Consider the following 15,034-nt stretch of genomic DNA (forward strand, 5'->3'; position numbering starts at 1 on the left):
TTTCTCGCTTTATTATTTTAATAAAAAGCATTACCTATATTTTAGCAGCTTGGGATGATGAGTTTTCCTCAGTTGTTTCAAGTTTTTTTGCATCATGAGTGTTTCCACTGAAATTTAAGGCAACTACCCCAATTACTATGAAAAGAATGGATATTACTTTAACGAAATTTAGTTTTTCTTGGAAAAGCAGAAATCCAATTAAGGTAATAAAGACAATTCCTACTCCAGACCAAACGGCGTAAGCAACTGATACGTCCATCGTTTTTAATGCAATGGCAAGTAATAGGAAACTGCTTATGTAAAAGAAGATCATTAAAATACTCGGAATGAATCTCGTTAAACCATTTGAAAGCTTCATAGCTGTCGTACCTGCTACTTCAAACAAAATAGCTAAACTTAAAAAGATCCAATGCATATAATTTCCCTGCCTTTATATTTGACTAATATCCATAGCACTTGCCATTCCTTTAATCTATTCCTTTTATTTCAATCATCAGTTTCTATTGTTTGCTGTCAGCAATCTAAGCTAAATCAAGTTTTTTTTACCATAGTAAGCTGTTTATAAAATCAAAAAAGTCTTCTGAAAGCTACTTCACTAAGTTTTGAATGAGGTCACTAGTGGAAATTATAACATGTAAATAACACACTCCACTAGGGGATGGAACTTTTTTTTTACCCTTTACATGTTTAAATCACCTTAAAAGACTGTTTGTTTTTCAATCTTAGTTAAAGCAGTTCAAAAAAAATCTAGTAAAAATTAGAAAAAAGAGTGTTTAATATGATGATTTTCCCAGTTAAAAATTGTATAATATAATTAAATTGTTTATTCTAGTAACGTTAAAGAGTATATGGGGCCGACTTTGTAATGTTTTCATAAGGAGGGTTTCGATCAATGGATACGATTAAATTTAAAACTAGACAAACGAAGGAAGGTCCAATTGTTGATATTTATATAAATGAGAAAAATATAATTGATATATTAATAGAAGTTGAATCCTCTTTTGCGTTACGAGAAGGTAAGCAGCATATTGCAGGCGATTATTCGGGGCTATGGCCGGAAATTGTCTATTTACCATCAAAGCATATGTTAGGGAAACCCGTAGAAGAATTAGACTTTTATAATGGAAAATCAGCTATTTTACGGTGTAAATGTGGAATTACCGAATGTTGGCCATTTGTAGTAAACATTTATTTAGACAAGGATACAGTCACTTGGTCTGATTTTGAACAGCCGCACCGTGGGAAAAATTCAGCAGGAGGACACTGGGAATATGAACAGTTAAACCCATTTATTTTTGACCGTAAACAGTATGAAGAAGCTTTAAAGCACAGACTATTATAATAGTTTACCTAACATATTTTTTGTTTTTACGAAAAAAAACCGCTAATTGATAAGCGGTCAAAGTCAATTTTTGAAGTTACTGTCCTCAGACTGGTTGAAAACGCTTGACAGTCGAGGCACGTAGCACGAGGCGGAAGCGAATCGAACAGTCCGTTCATGAGCTTACAACGAAGTGCAAGTAACGAAGAATGCGAGCGTTTGTCACCAATCTGGGATCGCTAATTGATAAACAATTAAGAAGCCTTTATTGGAGTGTTTGTTTGTTCTATGTTTAGGGCTGGACCGAAGAATTCATAGTGAATATTCTCTTCCTTAACCCCTAATTTTTGTAAGTTTGTAATCATTGCTTTCATAAATGGCACAGGTCCGCAAATGTAGTAATCTGCATGATCCTTTACATAGTTTTCAAGGACATCTTTTGTAATATGGCCAACTATATCAGCATTCTCAGGGTGCACTGGTTTGTCATAGCAGTAGACTTTTTCAGCATTTTCTAGGTTTTCTATTATTTCTTTTACAGTATTTTTAAATGCCTGTACTTCTTCGTTTCTTGCGGCATGGATAAATGTAACTGAACGTTCTTTATTTTGTTTTGCAATTGTATTAAACATTGACATCATTGGCGTAATTCCTACTCCGCCGCTTAATAAAACAACAGGTGTAGAGGCAGCAGTATCTAAAGTGAAGTCACCTGCAGGAGCACTGATTTCTATTTCATCACCAACATCAATATGGTCATGTAAATAGTTAGACACTTTTCCTTCAGGTTTATTAGGCTCCGCCTCACGTTTAACAGATATTCTGAAATAGTCGTTTCCAGGTGCGTCAGATAATGTATATTGTCGATTTAAGACATACGTTTCACCTTCAACTTTTACACGAATGGTAATGTACTGTCCTGGGAGGAAAGTTGGAACAGTGTCTCCATCTTTCGTTTTTAAATAAAAAGATGTAATGATAGAGCTCTCTTTAACTTTATTTGCAACAACGAATGGTTTAAAGAAACGCCATCCTCCTTGTTGCTCCTCGGCTTGATCGTACATCTTTGCTTCTACGTCTATAAATACATTTGCAATCACATCGTAAGCTTCTGCCCAAGCATTTATAACGTCATCTGTTGCTGCGTTGCCAAGCACCTCTTTCATAGCGGCTAACAAGTTTTCACCGACAATTGGATAGTGTTCTTTTTTAACACCTAAGCCTCGATGTTTATAACCAACTTGTTGAACAACTGGAAGAATTGCCTCAAGCTGTTCAATATGTTGAGCCGCTGCATATAGAGCGTTTGCTAAGGCAGTTTGTTGTCTTCCTTGTCCTTGGTTAGCGTGGTTGAAAATATTTAATAGCTCTGGATGAGCAGCAAACATTTTTTTGTAAAAATGTTTTGTAATTTCCGTACCCTTTTCTTCCAAGACCGGTGCTGTTGCTTTTACAATCTCGATCGTTTTTTTTGATAACATTTGAATCACTCCTTGATGTTAATAAAACATATATATTTTATGCATCTTTAGAGTAATACTTTTGCGGAATTAAAGCAATATATTAGATAAATCTTTAAAAAGTTGTCACATTTTATTTATTTAGTTTTCAATTGTATAATAGTTTTATTTTTTTATTAAAGGTGAGGATACCATTATGAGATTAACTAATTATACTGACTATTCTTTACGTGTACTTATCTACTTATATACGAAGGAAAAAGGTAAGCTTTCTAATATTAAAGAAATTGCTGATGTATATGGCATCTCCAAAAATCATTTAATGAAGGTTATTTATGAATTAGGCAAAAATGGTTTTGTGGAAACAATCCGTGGAAGAAACGGAGGGATTCGTTTAGCAAAATCACCTTCAGAGATTCGGATTGGGGATGTTGTTAGAAAGATGGAGGATAATTTTTATCTTGTTGAATGTTTCGATGAAAAACAAAACAAATGTATTATTTCACCTGTCTGTGGATTAACTCATGTTTTTAAACAAGCACTCCAAGCATATTTTCAAGTGCTTGATGACTATACTTTAGAAGATATAGGAGGTAGCCAACAAAAATTACTTGAGTTATTTCACTCGTAATTTTAGAACTGGTTCCACCTAACTTCTTAGTAAGTCCCCAATTTAACTCCTTCTTATGAATTTCAAAATATACTTATTGTTTCTTCGCCCTATTGTAAATGGTAATTCATGATTCGTTAATCTAGGTAAGTATTTCAGTTAATCATCGGTACATCGATTCTACTGCTCATGCTTGCTCATTTTCCGTTTAATAGATATAACGGACATAATCTGCAGGCAAATTTTTACGATGCGAACCGTTCTAGTTAGTAATAGTCGGAAAAATTTTAAAGCATGATAAAGCCCTGTAAATAAGGCTTTATCATGTTATTTTGAACAACAAAGAAGAATAACGATCGGACTATTGGATTTCTGACATTTAATTGATGAAAAAATATTTGAACTTCAAAAAAACTCTATGCTTCTTTTGGTAATACAATCCCTTTATATAACTGCACAGTGACTAAATAATAGATGGCGTAAATGATGAGAAAGATCGTAATGGGAACCCAAATTTTCAAATAAGGGTCTACTAGTATAAAGCTAAACATAATCATTCCTGCCAGTACATGTACAATTCCTAATAAAGCAGGAAACGTAAACACAATGAACAACTCTTTATAGATTGATTTAATGAGTAGTGGTTTACGGACGCCTATTTTTCTTAACATGCTGTAACGCTTTATATCTGTTGTTGCGCTTGAAAGAATTTTAAACATTAATACGCTTGCCATCATCATTAAAAATGCAATTCCGAGGAAAAATCCCATAAAGACTGTTCCAGTCATGATCGCCTTTATTTGTTCGTAATCAGTATACTTCGTATGGAACATTTCTAGCTCTTGTCCCGTAAATGCTTGTGCTACTTCCTTTTGGCGTTCGCCAATTTCTTTTAATTGTAATTCATACAATAAAAAGTCATCCGTCATAGCTACGAGTAATTGATATTCCTTTCCTTCAAATTGGTCGTAACGTTCTTTATCTGTTATCAAAACTGTTCTGTCAGCGAACAACTGACTTGAGACATTGAAATCTGTGAAAAAGCTTCTACTCCATACTTCTGGTACTGTCGGTGGTTCTTCTTGACTAGAGACAATATATTCTTGTTCAGGAAGCGGCGCAGAAATACGTTTTACCTCTTCATCTTTAAGGTCTTCTTTAGCGAGCGGAGGATTTTTGATTAAATCATCTTTTAAGAAATAGACAGATTGATCATCGATTTTATAACGATATTGTAATTTATCGGTCAGGTTCATTTTTTCTAACGCTTTTTCATCTGCTTCATTAGGATGATGAATAGCTACGTCATACGTGTAGAAAGTATTTACACTATGGCTAATGTTAATATAAAAGGATAATCCGGCCGCCATCGCCCCAACACCAAGTGCAATTAGCATTGTAACAGTTCCTAATACTTTTGATAAACTTACGACTCTAAATCGCAGCTGCGCATAGGTAAAAGAATTTAACCCTTTTTCATTTATGTGGCGAACTTGTTTTAATCTTTGTACGAAGTAAGGTAAAAATGAATTGAAAATTAAGTATGTTCCAGTCGTTGTTGTAATCGCACTTATAATAACTCCGAAGTGCAGTAACTTATCCATATTTATAAACGCAAAATACCCGATACCGATTAAAATGACTGAGATCATCGTTTTAACGAGTGTTTGAACTCGTTTTACATTTCCCGGTTCAGATTGTCCATCTGCTGTTAATATTTCCAGGATCGATTTTTTCGCAATTTTTGCCGCATTTACAATCGAGGTTAACAAAAATAAAATAATATAAAAAATCAAAGTTGTTGTAATAGAAGGCAGATAAAATGGTTTAAAACCATCAGCTGGGAACCCGAGTTGTTTCATTAGCAGATCGCCAATACCGGTTGAAAGTCCGATACCAACTAACAGCCCGATAAAAAGTGAAATAAGTCCAATGGCAAATGTTTCGAAAAACATTACTTGAGTTACCCGTGATTTTTTTGCTCCTAACATCATATACATTCCTAATTCTTTTTGCCGAAGCGAAAGAATAAAAGAGGTAGCGTAAAATATATAAAATAATGTAATAACACTTAATATGGCTGTCCCTACATGAAAAACAAAAACGATTGAGCTAATGACCGAGTTTGCTTCGATAAATTCTTTATTTTGTGCTAGTGTTTGAAACATGTAAAATATCGAAATTGAGATGACTAGTCCGAAAAGGAGGACGATATAATCTTTCATCTTTTTTCTTATACTAGAAAGTGAGAGCTTTAAAAGCATATTATCCCTCCTCCTTAGGCGATACCGTGAGATGTACCAAATTCTCCTAGTACATCAAGGATTTCTTTATAAAAATCATGACGGTTATTGTTTCGCTTAATTTCTTTATATAATTGACCGTCTTGAATAAAGAGAATGCGTTGACAATAACTGGCGGTAAATGGGTCATGAGTAACCATCATAATCGTTACTCCATGCTGTTCATGTAAATTGGCCATCGCTTCGAGTAAACCTTTCGCATTTTTTGAATCAAGTGCTCCTGTTGGCTCATCAGCGAGAATAATAGCCGGATTATGAACAAGGGCGCGGGCTGCTGCTGCTCGTTGTTTTTGTCCCCCAGAAACAGCGACAGGATGTTTAGTTAAAATTTGTTCAATCCCTAGTTTTTTTGCTACATTTGTTACAAGAGGCTCTATCTTTTTTGACGAAACTCCTTGCAAAGATAAAGGTAAAGCAATATTCTCGTATATTGATAAGTTTTCCAGCAGGTTAAAATCTTGAAAAATAAATCCTAATTGTTCTGAACGAAAGTCAGCTAATTTTCTTTGATCCATACGTGTAAGGTCACTTCCAGCAATTTCAATTGTTCCTTGTGTTGGGCGGTCAAGTGTAGAGATGACGTTAAGCAACGTCGTTTTACCTGATCCAGATGGGCCCATGATCCCGACAAACTCCCCTTTTTGAATGTGTAACGATACTCCATTTAATGCATGGAATTGACTTTCACTTTTTTTACCGTAAATTTTATGAACATTTTTTACATGTACAACAGTGTTATCCACTATCATTCATCTCCTTACAAATTAAGAAATTATATTGTTATTGTAAGGAAGCTTGAAAAAAGGTACTATTTATTTTCCTTTCAAATCCCTTACAATATTGTAAGGTGTATATTATTAAATTTTAAGAATAAAAAGAGGTGGCAAAGAAATGACTGCTCGACAACAGAGGATAAAACTGATTGCTTTAGATATGGATGGTACACTACTAGACGAAAATGGAGAGATTTCGGAAGCTAACCGCGAGGCAATTAATCAAGCCCAAAGTGAAGGGATATATGTTGTTTTAAGTACTGGCCGGACGATACGGACATGTAGTCAATACGCAGAATCTCTTAAACTTTCATCATATTTAGTTACTGTAAATGGAAGTGAAATATGGGGAGACCGCGGAGAGTTAGTAGAAAGACATATGATCCATTCTGATCTTATTCAGTGGATGTATACGTTGTCGCAACAACATGAAACGTCGTTTTGGGCAGTTAATACTGAAAGGGTTTGGCGCGAAATTATGCCAAATGAGATAACAACGTGTGAATGGCTTAAGTTTGGGTTTGATACAGATGATCAGGCAGTAAGAGAAAAGCTTTACAAGAAGTTAGTTAACAGCAATCAATTAGAGATTAGTAATTCAAGTCCGACAAATTTAGAAGTAAATGCAAAGGGGATTAATAAGGCAAGAGCTATTCGCCGTGTTTGCCGAAATCTTGACATTTCTATGGATGATGTGATGGCTGTCGGTGATAGTCTTAATGATTTAGCAATGATAACAGAAGCAGGCTATGGGATTGCAATGGGCAATGCTCAGGAAACGGTAAAAAAAGCGGCAGACTTTGTGACAGGAACGAATATTGAAGATGGAGTAGCAGAAGCAATCTGGAAGTGGGTTTTAGAGTAAGGTTTAAGTGAATGGGAAATGACCTAACGATATTAGTTGGGCTGACTCGCTCATATATATGTGGAATGATATCTATTGAAAGTTGGTAAAAAATGAAGTCAAGCAAATATTTGCGTTTATCGATCATTAGCAGTATTTTAATTATTATTTTTCAAGCTTTTCAATTAAATATTATTAATATCGTTACCCCTTTTTTAATGCCTATCATTTGGCGCGTGATCTTTGGTCTTTATATCGTTGTAACAATAATTACTGTCTATCATTTATTAAAACATAAAGATTGGCAGCCGATTTTCATTCAAATTGTCACGATCTTGTTAATATTTTATTTTCCTTTTACAGAAACAGCCGTGCAGATTAATTTTAAAATGAATAAATCTGCGAGAGAAGAAGTAGTGAGGATGGTAGAGGATGGAACGCTGGAACCAAATGTTTCACACAATTCAGATCTCATTTCCTTGCCGAAAAAATATGCTCGTCTATCAAAAGGTGGCGGTGATATATTAATAAAAGGTGAAGGAAATCGTTATTTTATTTTATTTTTTGCATTTCGTGGCGTAGTAGACAACTCGTCCGTTTTTTGTTTATTCATTTCATGATAAAAAAACCGACTCAAAAAATGATTTTGGCAGCCACTTTGGATATATTGATAAGCTGAGTGAGAATTGGTATTTCGTTGTTTTAAACTAAACCGTTTGTTTTTCCCCTGCTTATTTTTAATTTGGCAGGGGATGTTTTTGATTATTTATCACATTTTTTCAGGTGCTTTTAACCCTAATAGACGCAAGCTTTCTTTTAGGACAATTTTTACACTAGCGGTAAGTGTTAATTTGCCACTGTTGTTGAGTCTTTTTCTAAAATTCGTGTATGACTATAATATTTATTAAATGCTCTTGATAGCTCAACTACATATTTTGCAATTTGGGATGGATCTGCATGATCAAATGCTCTTTTGACGATTGTCGGAAACTCTTTAAGGAGAGTAACCATTTGCCACGCTTTATCATCTAAACCATCAAATGAAAGATGATTTAACGTAAATCTGCCTTTTTGTAATAACGAACATATACGAGCATGTGTGTATTGTACGTAAGGACCTGTTTCACCTTCAAAACGTAACATATGCTGTAATGAAAATCCAACATCGTTCATCCGGTAGTTTTTTAAATCATGGAAAATAATTGCACCCGTTCCTACTTCACGGGCAACCTGCTCTTTGTTTTGAAGCTGTGGATTTTTTTCTGCAATATTTGTATAAGCAAGATCGATTGCTTCTTGCAATACTTCTTCTAGCAACACTACTTTGCCTTTCCGTGTCGACATTTTCTTACCGTTTTTTAACATCATCCCAAATGGAATGTGTTGCAGCCCCTTTGCCCATGAATAGCCTAACTTTTCTAAAACAAAAAACAGTTGTTTAAAATGCAAGGACTGTTCATTTCCAACAACATAAAACGATTTCTCTGAGCCGTAATGTTCATGGCGGTAAATAGCTGCGGCTAAGTCTCTTGTTGCGTAAAGCGTTGTTCCATCTGTTTTTGTAATTAAGCATGGCGGCATGTTTTCTAAAGGAACGACCATTGCCCCTTCCGATTCAACTAGCAGCTGTTTTTCTTTTAACAAATCAACAATCCGATCCATCTTATCGTTATAAAATGATTCTCCTGCATAAGAATCGAAATGGATACCGAGCAAACGATACATTTTTTCAAATTCTTTCACTGAAGCTTCTTTAAACCATTTCCATAAAAACAGCGCCTCTTCATCACCTTCTTCAAGCTGTTTGAACGCAGTGCGCGATTTGTCATTTAATGTGTCATCTTTTTCAGCTTCATGATGAAACTTTACATAAATTTTTGACAGCTCACGTATTGGTGATTGCTTAATTAATGCCTGATTGCCCCATAACTTATAAGCAACGATCAGCTTGCCAAATTGTGTCCCCCAGTCACCTAAATGGTTAATCCGGACAACTTGGTAACCATTTTTCTCCGTTATATTTGCTAAAGCATTGCCAATTACTGTAGAACGTAAATGTCCCATCGAAAATGGTTTTGCTATATTTGGCGAGGAAAAGTCAATTGTCATAACTTTTCCTTCTCCGGCTTTATTTCTTCCATAGTTATCGCCAACATTTATAATGTCTAATAGTACATTTTTTGTGATCGCTGCTTTGCTTAAAAAGAAATTCACGTAGCCATTTACAGCTTCTGCTTTCTCAATTATTTCATGGTGAATCCGATTTGCTAACTTATCGCAATTATGCTAGGAGGTTGTCGATCAATTTTGGCTAAAGTAAAACACGGAAATGCATAATCGCCTAAATGTGCATATTTCGGTTTTTCAATTGCTTTAATTATATCAGTTAAAGAAAGTTTGTTATTAATGGCTTCCAATAAAGCAAGTGCGATCTTTCGTTTATCATTCATTGCAAATTCCCTCCTTAAACAATCTTGTTGTTATAGGATATAATTGCTGTCCTATTCATAGCGTTAAAAAAAATAAAAAAGCCCTCGTCCCTTGGATAACAAGAGACGAGAGCATAGCTTTCCCGTGGTGCCACTCTAGTTGCCGCGCAATACGCGACCACTTTCTGTTGATAACGAGGTGGCTCCCCGATCTTTTCTACTGTCATTTCAAAAAGCCTCTCCAAAGTGCGGTTCATTTACGTTCAATGCGTTAGGCTCCCACCGTCCCTAACTCGCTATCCCATTTTTCGTAAACTACTCTCTTTTTCAACGAATTTACATATTAAATTGTCGCAATTATAATAAAAAATTCCTTATAAGTCAATATTATTAAGCCGTTTAAAAAAATTTAATCAAACGTTTGATGAACATAAAAGTCAGATTGTAAACAAAGTCAATATTTGAAACAGGGCGATAGAACAGTTTATAGAGTTTCATTTTTTAAAAATTTTAATTATATCTTAATAGAAAATTAATCCTGAAAATATGTTTAATTAGTAAGATGAGATTAATAGTGTTTGTCCAAAAAAGAAAGTTCTAAACTTCTGTTCAATTCAAAGTTAAGGAGTGAATGACTGTGCAAGTTATAAGGAGAAGCTGTGCAGCTTTACTGGCATTTTTTCTCGTTTTTCAAATGATATTGATGCCGGTTCCAGCTATGCAGCAAGCAGTTTATGCTGAGAGTGGCAAGGAAAATACACTTGGAAATGTAGTCGAAGAATGGTCGAGACCAATTGCCCTTGGTGTAGAAGAAACGACAATGGTCATGGATGGAAAGATTGGCAGACAAAGTGCGTTTGTTATGGACGTAGATGTAAAAAATCCGAATGTCGTCATTAAATCAGGATTACCAAACGGAAAAGACTTCGGTATGCAGACAGTTCGTCAACAGGCATCATACACTTCAAAACCAAATTATGTAGTAGTCGGTGGAGTGAATGCTGATTTTTATAACATGTCAAACGGTGTTCCCCTCGGTGCAGTCATCCAAGATGGAAAAATATTAAAAGGTGGAACGAGTGAATCGTTTGGAATGAAAGAAAATGGGGAAGCGATCATTGGTCATCCTAATCCGCAGTTTTCTCTATCAGTCAATGGGGTTGAAAAGAAGATTAATAATTTGAATATTGAGCGCGGTGCAAATCAACTTATTGCCTATACCCCTAATATGAAAACAACGGGAACAAATTCTTATGGGATTGAAGTTGTCGTAAGTGAAGTTGACGGTGATATGCGAAAAACAGGTACCGTGAGTGGAAAGATAGAGAAAGTAATACATAATAAAGGGAATGAACCGATTCAAGAAGGGCAAATCGTTCTTTCCGGCCATGGTACTGCCGCGGAATTTCTTAACACTTTAACAGTTGGCCAAGAGGTGGCTGTAACGACAAAAGTAGCGGAAGGATGGGAAGATGTAAACCAAGCATTAGGCGGCCGCATTGTTCTTGTAAAGGACGGAAAGAAAGTGAATTTTAATGAAGATAGCTTTACAACGGCGAAGGCACCAAGAACAGCGGTTGGTATTCGTGAAGATGGAACGGTGTTTTTTGTTGTCATCGATGGAAGACAGCCTGGTTATGCAGATGGGGTTACGGTGTTTGAATTAAGAGATTTTATGTACGAGCTTGGGGCAAAGGAAGCTCTTAATTTAGATGGGGGCGGCTCTTCTACTTTCGTAACTCGTCAGCCTGGCGAGAGTGAGCTTTCTGTCATGAACAAGCCATCAGATGGAAAGGAGCGGTCAGTAGCTAACTCATTCCTAATCGTTTCAACAGCTCCGCAAACTGAGCTAAGCAAGCTAGCAATTCTGCCCGATCATTTACTTATGCTTTCAGGAAGTAAATATTCTTTTTTAGCAAAAGGAATGGACGCTTCATATAATCCAGTTGAAATGAATGGAACACCTTCTTGGTCAGTAGAGGATGCGCAGCTTGGCAATACGGATCAAAATGGTTTATTCACTGCTGGAGAACAAAACGTTACTGGAAACGTCGTTGCTACTTTAAATGGGGCAAAAGGCAGTACCGAAGTAACGGTTACGACTGAGCTTTCTCAGTTAAAATTTCCTCAAAAAGAGATAACGGTCAAACGCAGTGAGGAAGTGACATTAAAGGTAGAGACTTTTTACTTAACGGAAGAACTGTCCATGCAGATCCGCAAAATTTTACTTGGATAGTGAATGGAGATATTGGAACGATTGATGAAAATGGCGTTTTTAAAGCCGGAGATAAAACGGCAAGCGGAACAATCACTGTCCAATATGGCAATGTCCAAGATACGATGAATGTTCAAGTAGGTAGAATGCCGAGTATTTTAGAAACATTTGAAAACGGAATCGACCATTGGACTGCGAGTGGAGCGAGGTACAACTCTGTCTCTATTAGACAAACAACATATCCTGAACCCGTGCGCTTCGATAACCATGCACTTCAATTAAACTATGATTTTATCGGAACAATCGGTACTTCGGGAGCCTACGCCTATCCAAAAGAGGATATTGAAATTGATGGCTATCCTGAAACGATTGGGATGTGGGTGTATGGTGATGGGGCAGGCCATTGGTTAAGGGCACAAATGAAAGACGGAAATAACAATGCATTTCCGATAGATTTTACCAAAATATGGATTGGAAGGGCTGGAAGTATGTAGAAGCTCCTATTCCTGAAGGAAAAGCAACACCGCTGAAACTCGACTTAGCTGTCCGTGTAATGGAAACGAAAAATGATCATAAAAACGCTGGTACTATTTATGTTGATAATATTAGAGCAGTGTATGGGGAAACGAATGATGACTTAATAAACCCAGAAATCATAAATGAAACGCCAGCTGAAAACGAAGTTGTTGCAACAAATAAAGTGAAAATTAGCGCCATTGCAAAAGACAATGAGGGTGGAACGGGTATAAACCGTGATCGAATTTTTATGTATGTAGATGGAAAGAAAGTGAACGTTGACTTTAATGAGGAGACAGGAGAAGTTTCATATGTCCCTGAAGAAGAACTGTTAGACGGTTACCATCTTGTGAAGACGGTTGTTCAAGACCGATTTGGTAATGAAACTGAAAAAACATGGCAGTTTGAAGTGAATAGCGGTAACGCAGGTATCAAGCCAGTATATGAAGAAAACGTATATGTCGGCAATGATTATCCTGTTACGATCGAAGCGAGTCAGCTTGAAAAGATGAACAAAATAAAGCTTCACTTTAAGTTTGATCCAAACACATTGAATGTGAAACAAAATGCACTGCAACTTCATAAAGGAATTTCAGCTCATCACGTCGTACAAAATGAAATTGATAGCGATGGCAATGTATGGCTAGAATTAAAGGATCTTCAATCAGCTGTGAACATTGAAGAGATTCGAGAACTTGCTGTTATTCCATTTGAAGCGCCAATTCATGCTAAAAACACGATTGCTGTTCAATTTGTTGAAGGAGAGATAATGCTTGAAGGGAAAGAAGCACCGATTAGTCTATATATGCCAACTATTCATGCTCAAGTAAACGCACATCTTTCTACCGAGATTGACCGGGCATCTACAGGATTCCCAGCGAAACTACATGTTCGGGATGAAAAAGGAAAGCCTGTTGGAAATGTACAAGTAAAAGTAATTTCTCCAGAACATGAGCTTGCTGTTATGAAATCTAAAACAGCACAAGTATATGAACAGCCTGATGAAGCTAGTCCGCATGTCGCAACGCTAGAAAAGCGTGACCATGCAGTCATTATCGAGAAAAACAATGAGTGGCTGCTTATTAAACGAGCGAAGATAACTGGCTGGATAAAGGCTAACGATGTACAGATTCAACCGTGGTTGCTTGGAGAGACGAACACAAAAGGAGAATTTAAAACAGATAAGCTATCCATAATTCCAGGAGAATTAATTATTCAAGCAAATAAAGATCAACAATTTAGTTTCCAAACAGAAGTAAATGTGTTAGAGCATCTCGGTACGAATAAACCTGAACGTACTAATATAACGTTTAATGGGAAGAAAAAATCAATGAATATTACATGGTCAACTTCTCCGAAGACAACAAAATCAGTTGTTGAACTCGTTCCGACAGCTGAATTTAAAAAGAATGGATTTGCAGGAAAACACGTCTCTCAAATAAAGGGAAAAAGCAATCCGCATCCATTTGAGGCAGGAGAGATTCAAGTTCACTACGCGACCCTTCACGGTTTAAAGCATCATGAATCATACACATATCGTGTCGGTGATGGAACGAAAGACGGTTGGAGCGAACCAGCTGAATTTACAACAAACTCAAAAGAAAAAGCGCCGTTTAACTTTATTTTAATGGGGGATACTCAAGCTCCGCCTAACCAAACGGAACATGGATTTGGTATTTTTACAGAACTATTTAAAAAGGCGAAAGAAGACTATCCTGATGCTTCTTTCATGGTTCACGTCGGTGATATGATAGATGATGGCAATTTATATTCCCATTGGAACGCATTTTTCGAATCAATAAAGGATCCGAAACTCGCAGCCTCGACACCAATTGTTCCGACAGTAGGGAATCATGAAAATATCGGAAATGGCGTCGAAACTTATAAACAATTGTTCCGTATGCCGCAAAATGGTCCAGAAGGCTTTAAAGGTACGGCATATTCGTTTGATTATGGAAATGCACACTTTGCGGTTTTAAATACGGAAACAACGAAGGAAGGCTTAATCGCACAAGGGGAATGGCTAAAGGCTGATATGGCAAAATCAAAAAATAAATGGAAAATCGTTGTTTTTCACCGTGCACCTTATTATTCAAATCCACAAGGAGGAAGCGGCACTGTACTCGATGTCTTTCCTAAAGTGTTTGATGAAATAGGGATAGATCTCGCTATATCAGGACACGATCATTCATATGTTAGAACTTTCCCTTTAAAAAATGGTGTGCAGGCAGAAAGCGGTACGACCTACTTAATCGCTGGTTCAACGGGGACGAAGTTTTATCCAGCAACACCTCAACCGTATATGGACGTATACTTTGATGAAAAAACACAAGTATATACAAATATAGCAGTCGATGAAAATAGGATAAAGATTATCGCAAAAACACGTGACGGACGCATCATTGATGAACATACGATTTCAAAAAAATAATCCAAGTGAAACATAACTAACATTAGTAGCACAGACCAAGACCATGGTTTGTGCTACTATTTTTTTGACATGAAAAACCTCCTCGTAAGTGATCTTGAGGAACTGATCTCATGGCATTAACCGAGTAAAATG

11 protein-coding genes, 1 pseudogene and 1 other annotated feature are annotated in these 15,034 nt (G+C 36.3%); of the genes and pseudogenes, 7 read left to right on the forward strand and 5 right to left on the reverse strand.

Translation table 11 applies throughout. From position 1 onward, the window contains the following. Positions 1-34: 34 nt before the first annotated feature. A complete protein-coding gene (locus tag K6959_RS17995; protein ID WP_163242453.1) occupies positions 35-415 on the reverse strand; it encodes a DMT family transporter in 381 nt (126 codons plus the stop codon). Positions 416-892: 477 nt separating this feature from the next. Here K6959_RS17995 and K6959_RS18000 point away from each other — a divergent pair, with 477 nt between their 5' ends. Next, entirely contained in the window at positions 893-1,342 is a 450-nt protein-coding gene (locus K6959_RS18000) for a hypothetical protein (RefSeq protein ID WP_223087216.1), read from the forward strand. Between the two features lie 233 nt (positions 1,343-1,575). Here K6959_RS18000 and hmpA read toward each other — a convergent pair whose 3' ends face one another. Further along, the gene (hmpA, locus tag K6959_RS18005) at positions 1,576-2,802 is read right to left on the reverse strand and encodes an NO-inducible flavohemoprotein (RefSeq protein WP_223087217.1); all 1,227 of its coding nucleotides are present in this window, start codon (positions 2,800-2,802) and stop codon (positions 1,576-1,578) included. 175 nt (positions 2,803-2,977) lie between these two features. On the opposite strand from hmpA, the gene K6959_RS18010 reads away from it, so the two are divergent. Next, entirely contained in the window at positions 2,978-3,412 is a 435-nt protein-coding gene (locus tag K6959_RS18010) for an Rrf2 family transcriptional regulator (protein ID WP_163242450.1), read from the forward strand. A 395-nt stretch (positions 3,413-3,807) separates the two neighbouring features. Here K6959_RS18010 and K6959_RS18015 read toward each other — a convergent pair whose 3' ends face one another. Together K6959_RS18015 and K6959_RS18020 are read right to left on the reverse strand one after the other, a co-directional pair. Continuing rightward, the gene (locus tag K6959_RS18015) at positions 3,808-5,655 is read right to left on the reverse strand and encodes an FtsX-like permease family protein (protein WP_223087219.1); all 1,848 of its coding nucleotides are present in this window, start codon (positions 5,653-5,655) and stop codon (positions 3,808-3,810) included. A gap of 14 nt (positions 5,656-5,669) precedes the next feature. Continuing rightward, positions 5,670-6,443 carry an ABC transporter ATP-binding protein gene (locus K6959_RS18020; RefSeq protein WP_218943983.1) on the reverse strand — a complete coding sequence of 258 codons (774 nt, stop codon included), beginning with the start codon at positions 6,441-6,443 and terminating at the stop codon, positions 5,670-5,672. Positions 6,444-6,585: 142 nt separating this feature from the next. Between K6959_RS18020 and K6959_RS18025 the strand changes: the two genes are divergently transcribed. Both K6959_RS18025 and K6959_RS18030 read left to right on the forward strand, forming a co-directional pair. Beyond that, positions 6,586-7,332: a Cof-type HAD-IIB family hydrolase gene (locus K6959_RS18025; protein ID WP_163242447.1), complete on the forward strand. Its 747-nt coding sequence runs from the start codon at positions 6,586-6,588 to the stop codon at positions 7,330-7,332. Between the two features lie 92 nt (positions 7,333-7,424). Next, positions 7,425-7,931: a hypothetical protein gene (locus K6959_RS18030; protein ID WP_223087221.1), complete on the forward strand. Its 507-nt coding sequence runs from the start codon at positions 7,425-7,427 to the stop codon at positions 7,929-7,931. Between the two features lie 149 nt (positions 7,932-8,080). Here K6959_RS18030 and argS read toward each other — a convergent pair. After that, positions 8,081-9,761: pseudogene (gene argS, locus K6959_RS18035) on the reverse strand (arginine--tRNA ligase). 98 nt (positions 9,762-9,859) lie between these two features. Beyond that, positions 9,860-10,080 (reverse strand) — a binding site (T-box leader). A gap of 291 nt (positions 10,081-10,371) precedes the next feature. Here argS and K6959_RS18040 point away from each other — a divergent pair. From K6959_RS18040 to K6959_RS18050, 3 genes are read left to right on the forward strand one after another with little or no spacing between them, the layout of a single operon-like run. After that, complete coding sequence (locus K6959_RS18040) at positions 10,372-11,976, forward strand: phosphodiester glycosidase family protein (protein ID WP_223087223.1); 1,605 nt, start codon at positions 10,372-10,374, stop codon at positions 11,974-11,976. Next, positions 11,976-12,449, forward strand: coding sequence for a hypothetical protein (locus tag K6959_RS18045; RefSeq protein WP_223087225.1), 474 nt, complete (start codon positions 11,976-11,978; stop codon positions 12,447-12,449). The genes K6959_RS18040 and K6959_RS18045 overlap by 1 nt, the downstream gene beginning before the upstream one ends. Further along, complete coding sequence (locus tag K6959_RS18050) at positions 12,422-14,902, forward strand: purple acid phosphatase family protein (RefSeq protein WP_223087226.1); 2,481 nt, start codon at positions 12,422-12,424, stop codon at positions 14,900-14,902. Before K6959_RS18045 ends, K6959_RS18050 begins: the two co-directional genes overlap by 28 nt. Positions 14,903-15,034: the final 132 nt, after the last annotated feature.

The organism is Bacillus aquiflavi (assembly GCF_019915265.1).
Classification (GTDB): Bacteria; Bacillota; Bacilli; order Bacillales; family Cytobacillaceae; genus Bacillus_BT; species Bacillus_BT aquiflavi.

What these genes read in the sequence shown, in the direction of transcription:
- K6959_RS18015 (WP_223087219.1), bottom strand. Translation starts at nt 5,655, where the DNA reads ATGCTTTTAAAGCTCTCACTTTCTAGTATAAGAAAAAAGATGAAAGAT.
- K6959_RS18030 (WP_223087221.1), top strand. Translation starts at nt 7,425, where the DNA reads ATGAAGTCAAGCAAATATTTGCGTTTATCGATCATTAGCAGTATTTTA.
- K6959_RS18020 (WP_218943983.1), bottom strand. Translation starts at nt 6,443, where the DNA reads ATGATAGTGGATAACACTGTTGTACATGTAAAAAATGTTCATAAAATT.
- K6959_RS18000 (WP_223087216.1), top strand. Translation starts at nt 893, where the DNA reads ATGGATACGATTAAATTTAAAACTAGACAAACGAAGGAAGGTCCAATT.
- K6959_RS18010 (WP_163242450.1), top strand. Translation starts at nt 2,978, where the DNA reads ATGAGATTAACTAATTATACTGACTATTCTTTACGTGTACTTATCTAC.
- K6959_RS17995 (WP_163242453.1), bottom strand. Translation starts at nt 415, where the DNA reads ATGCATTGGATCTTTTTAAGTTTAGCTATTTTGTTTGAAGTAGCAGGT.
- K6959_RS18050 (WP_223087226.1), top strand. Translation starts at nt 12,422, where the DNA reads ATGGATTGGAAGGGCTGGAAGTATGTAGAAGCTCCTATTCCTGAAGGA.
- K6959_RS18040 (WP_223087223.1), top strand. Translation starts at nt 10,372, where the DNA reads ATGACTGTGCAAGTTATAAGGAGAAGCTGTGCAGCTTTACTGGCATTT.
- K6959_RS18025 (WP_163242447.1), top strand. Translation starts at nt 6,586, where the DNA reads ATGACTGCTCGACAACAGAGGATAAAACTGATTGCTTTAGATATGGAT.
- hmpA (WP_223087217.1), bottom strand. Translation starts at nt 2,802, where the DNA reads ATGTTATCAAAAAAAACGATCGAGATTGTAAAAGCAACAGCACCGGTC.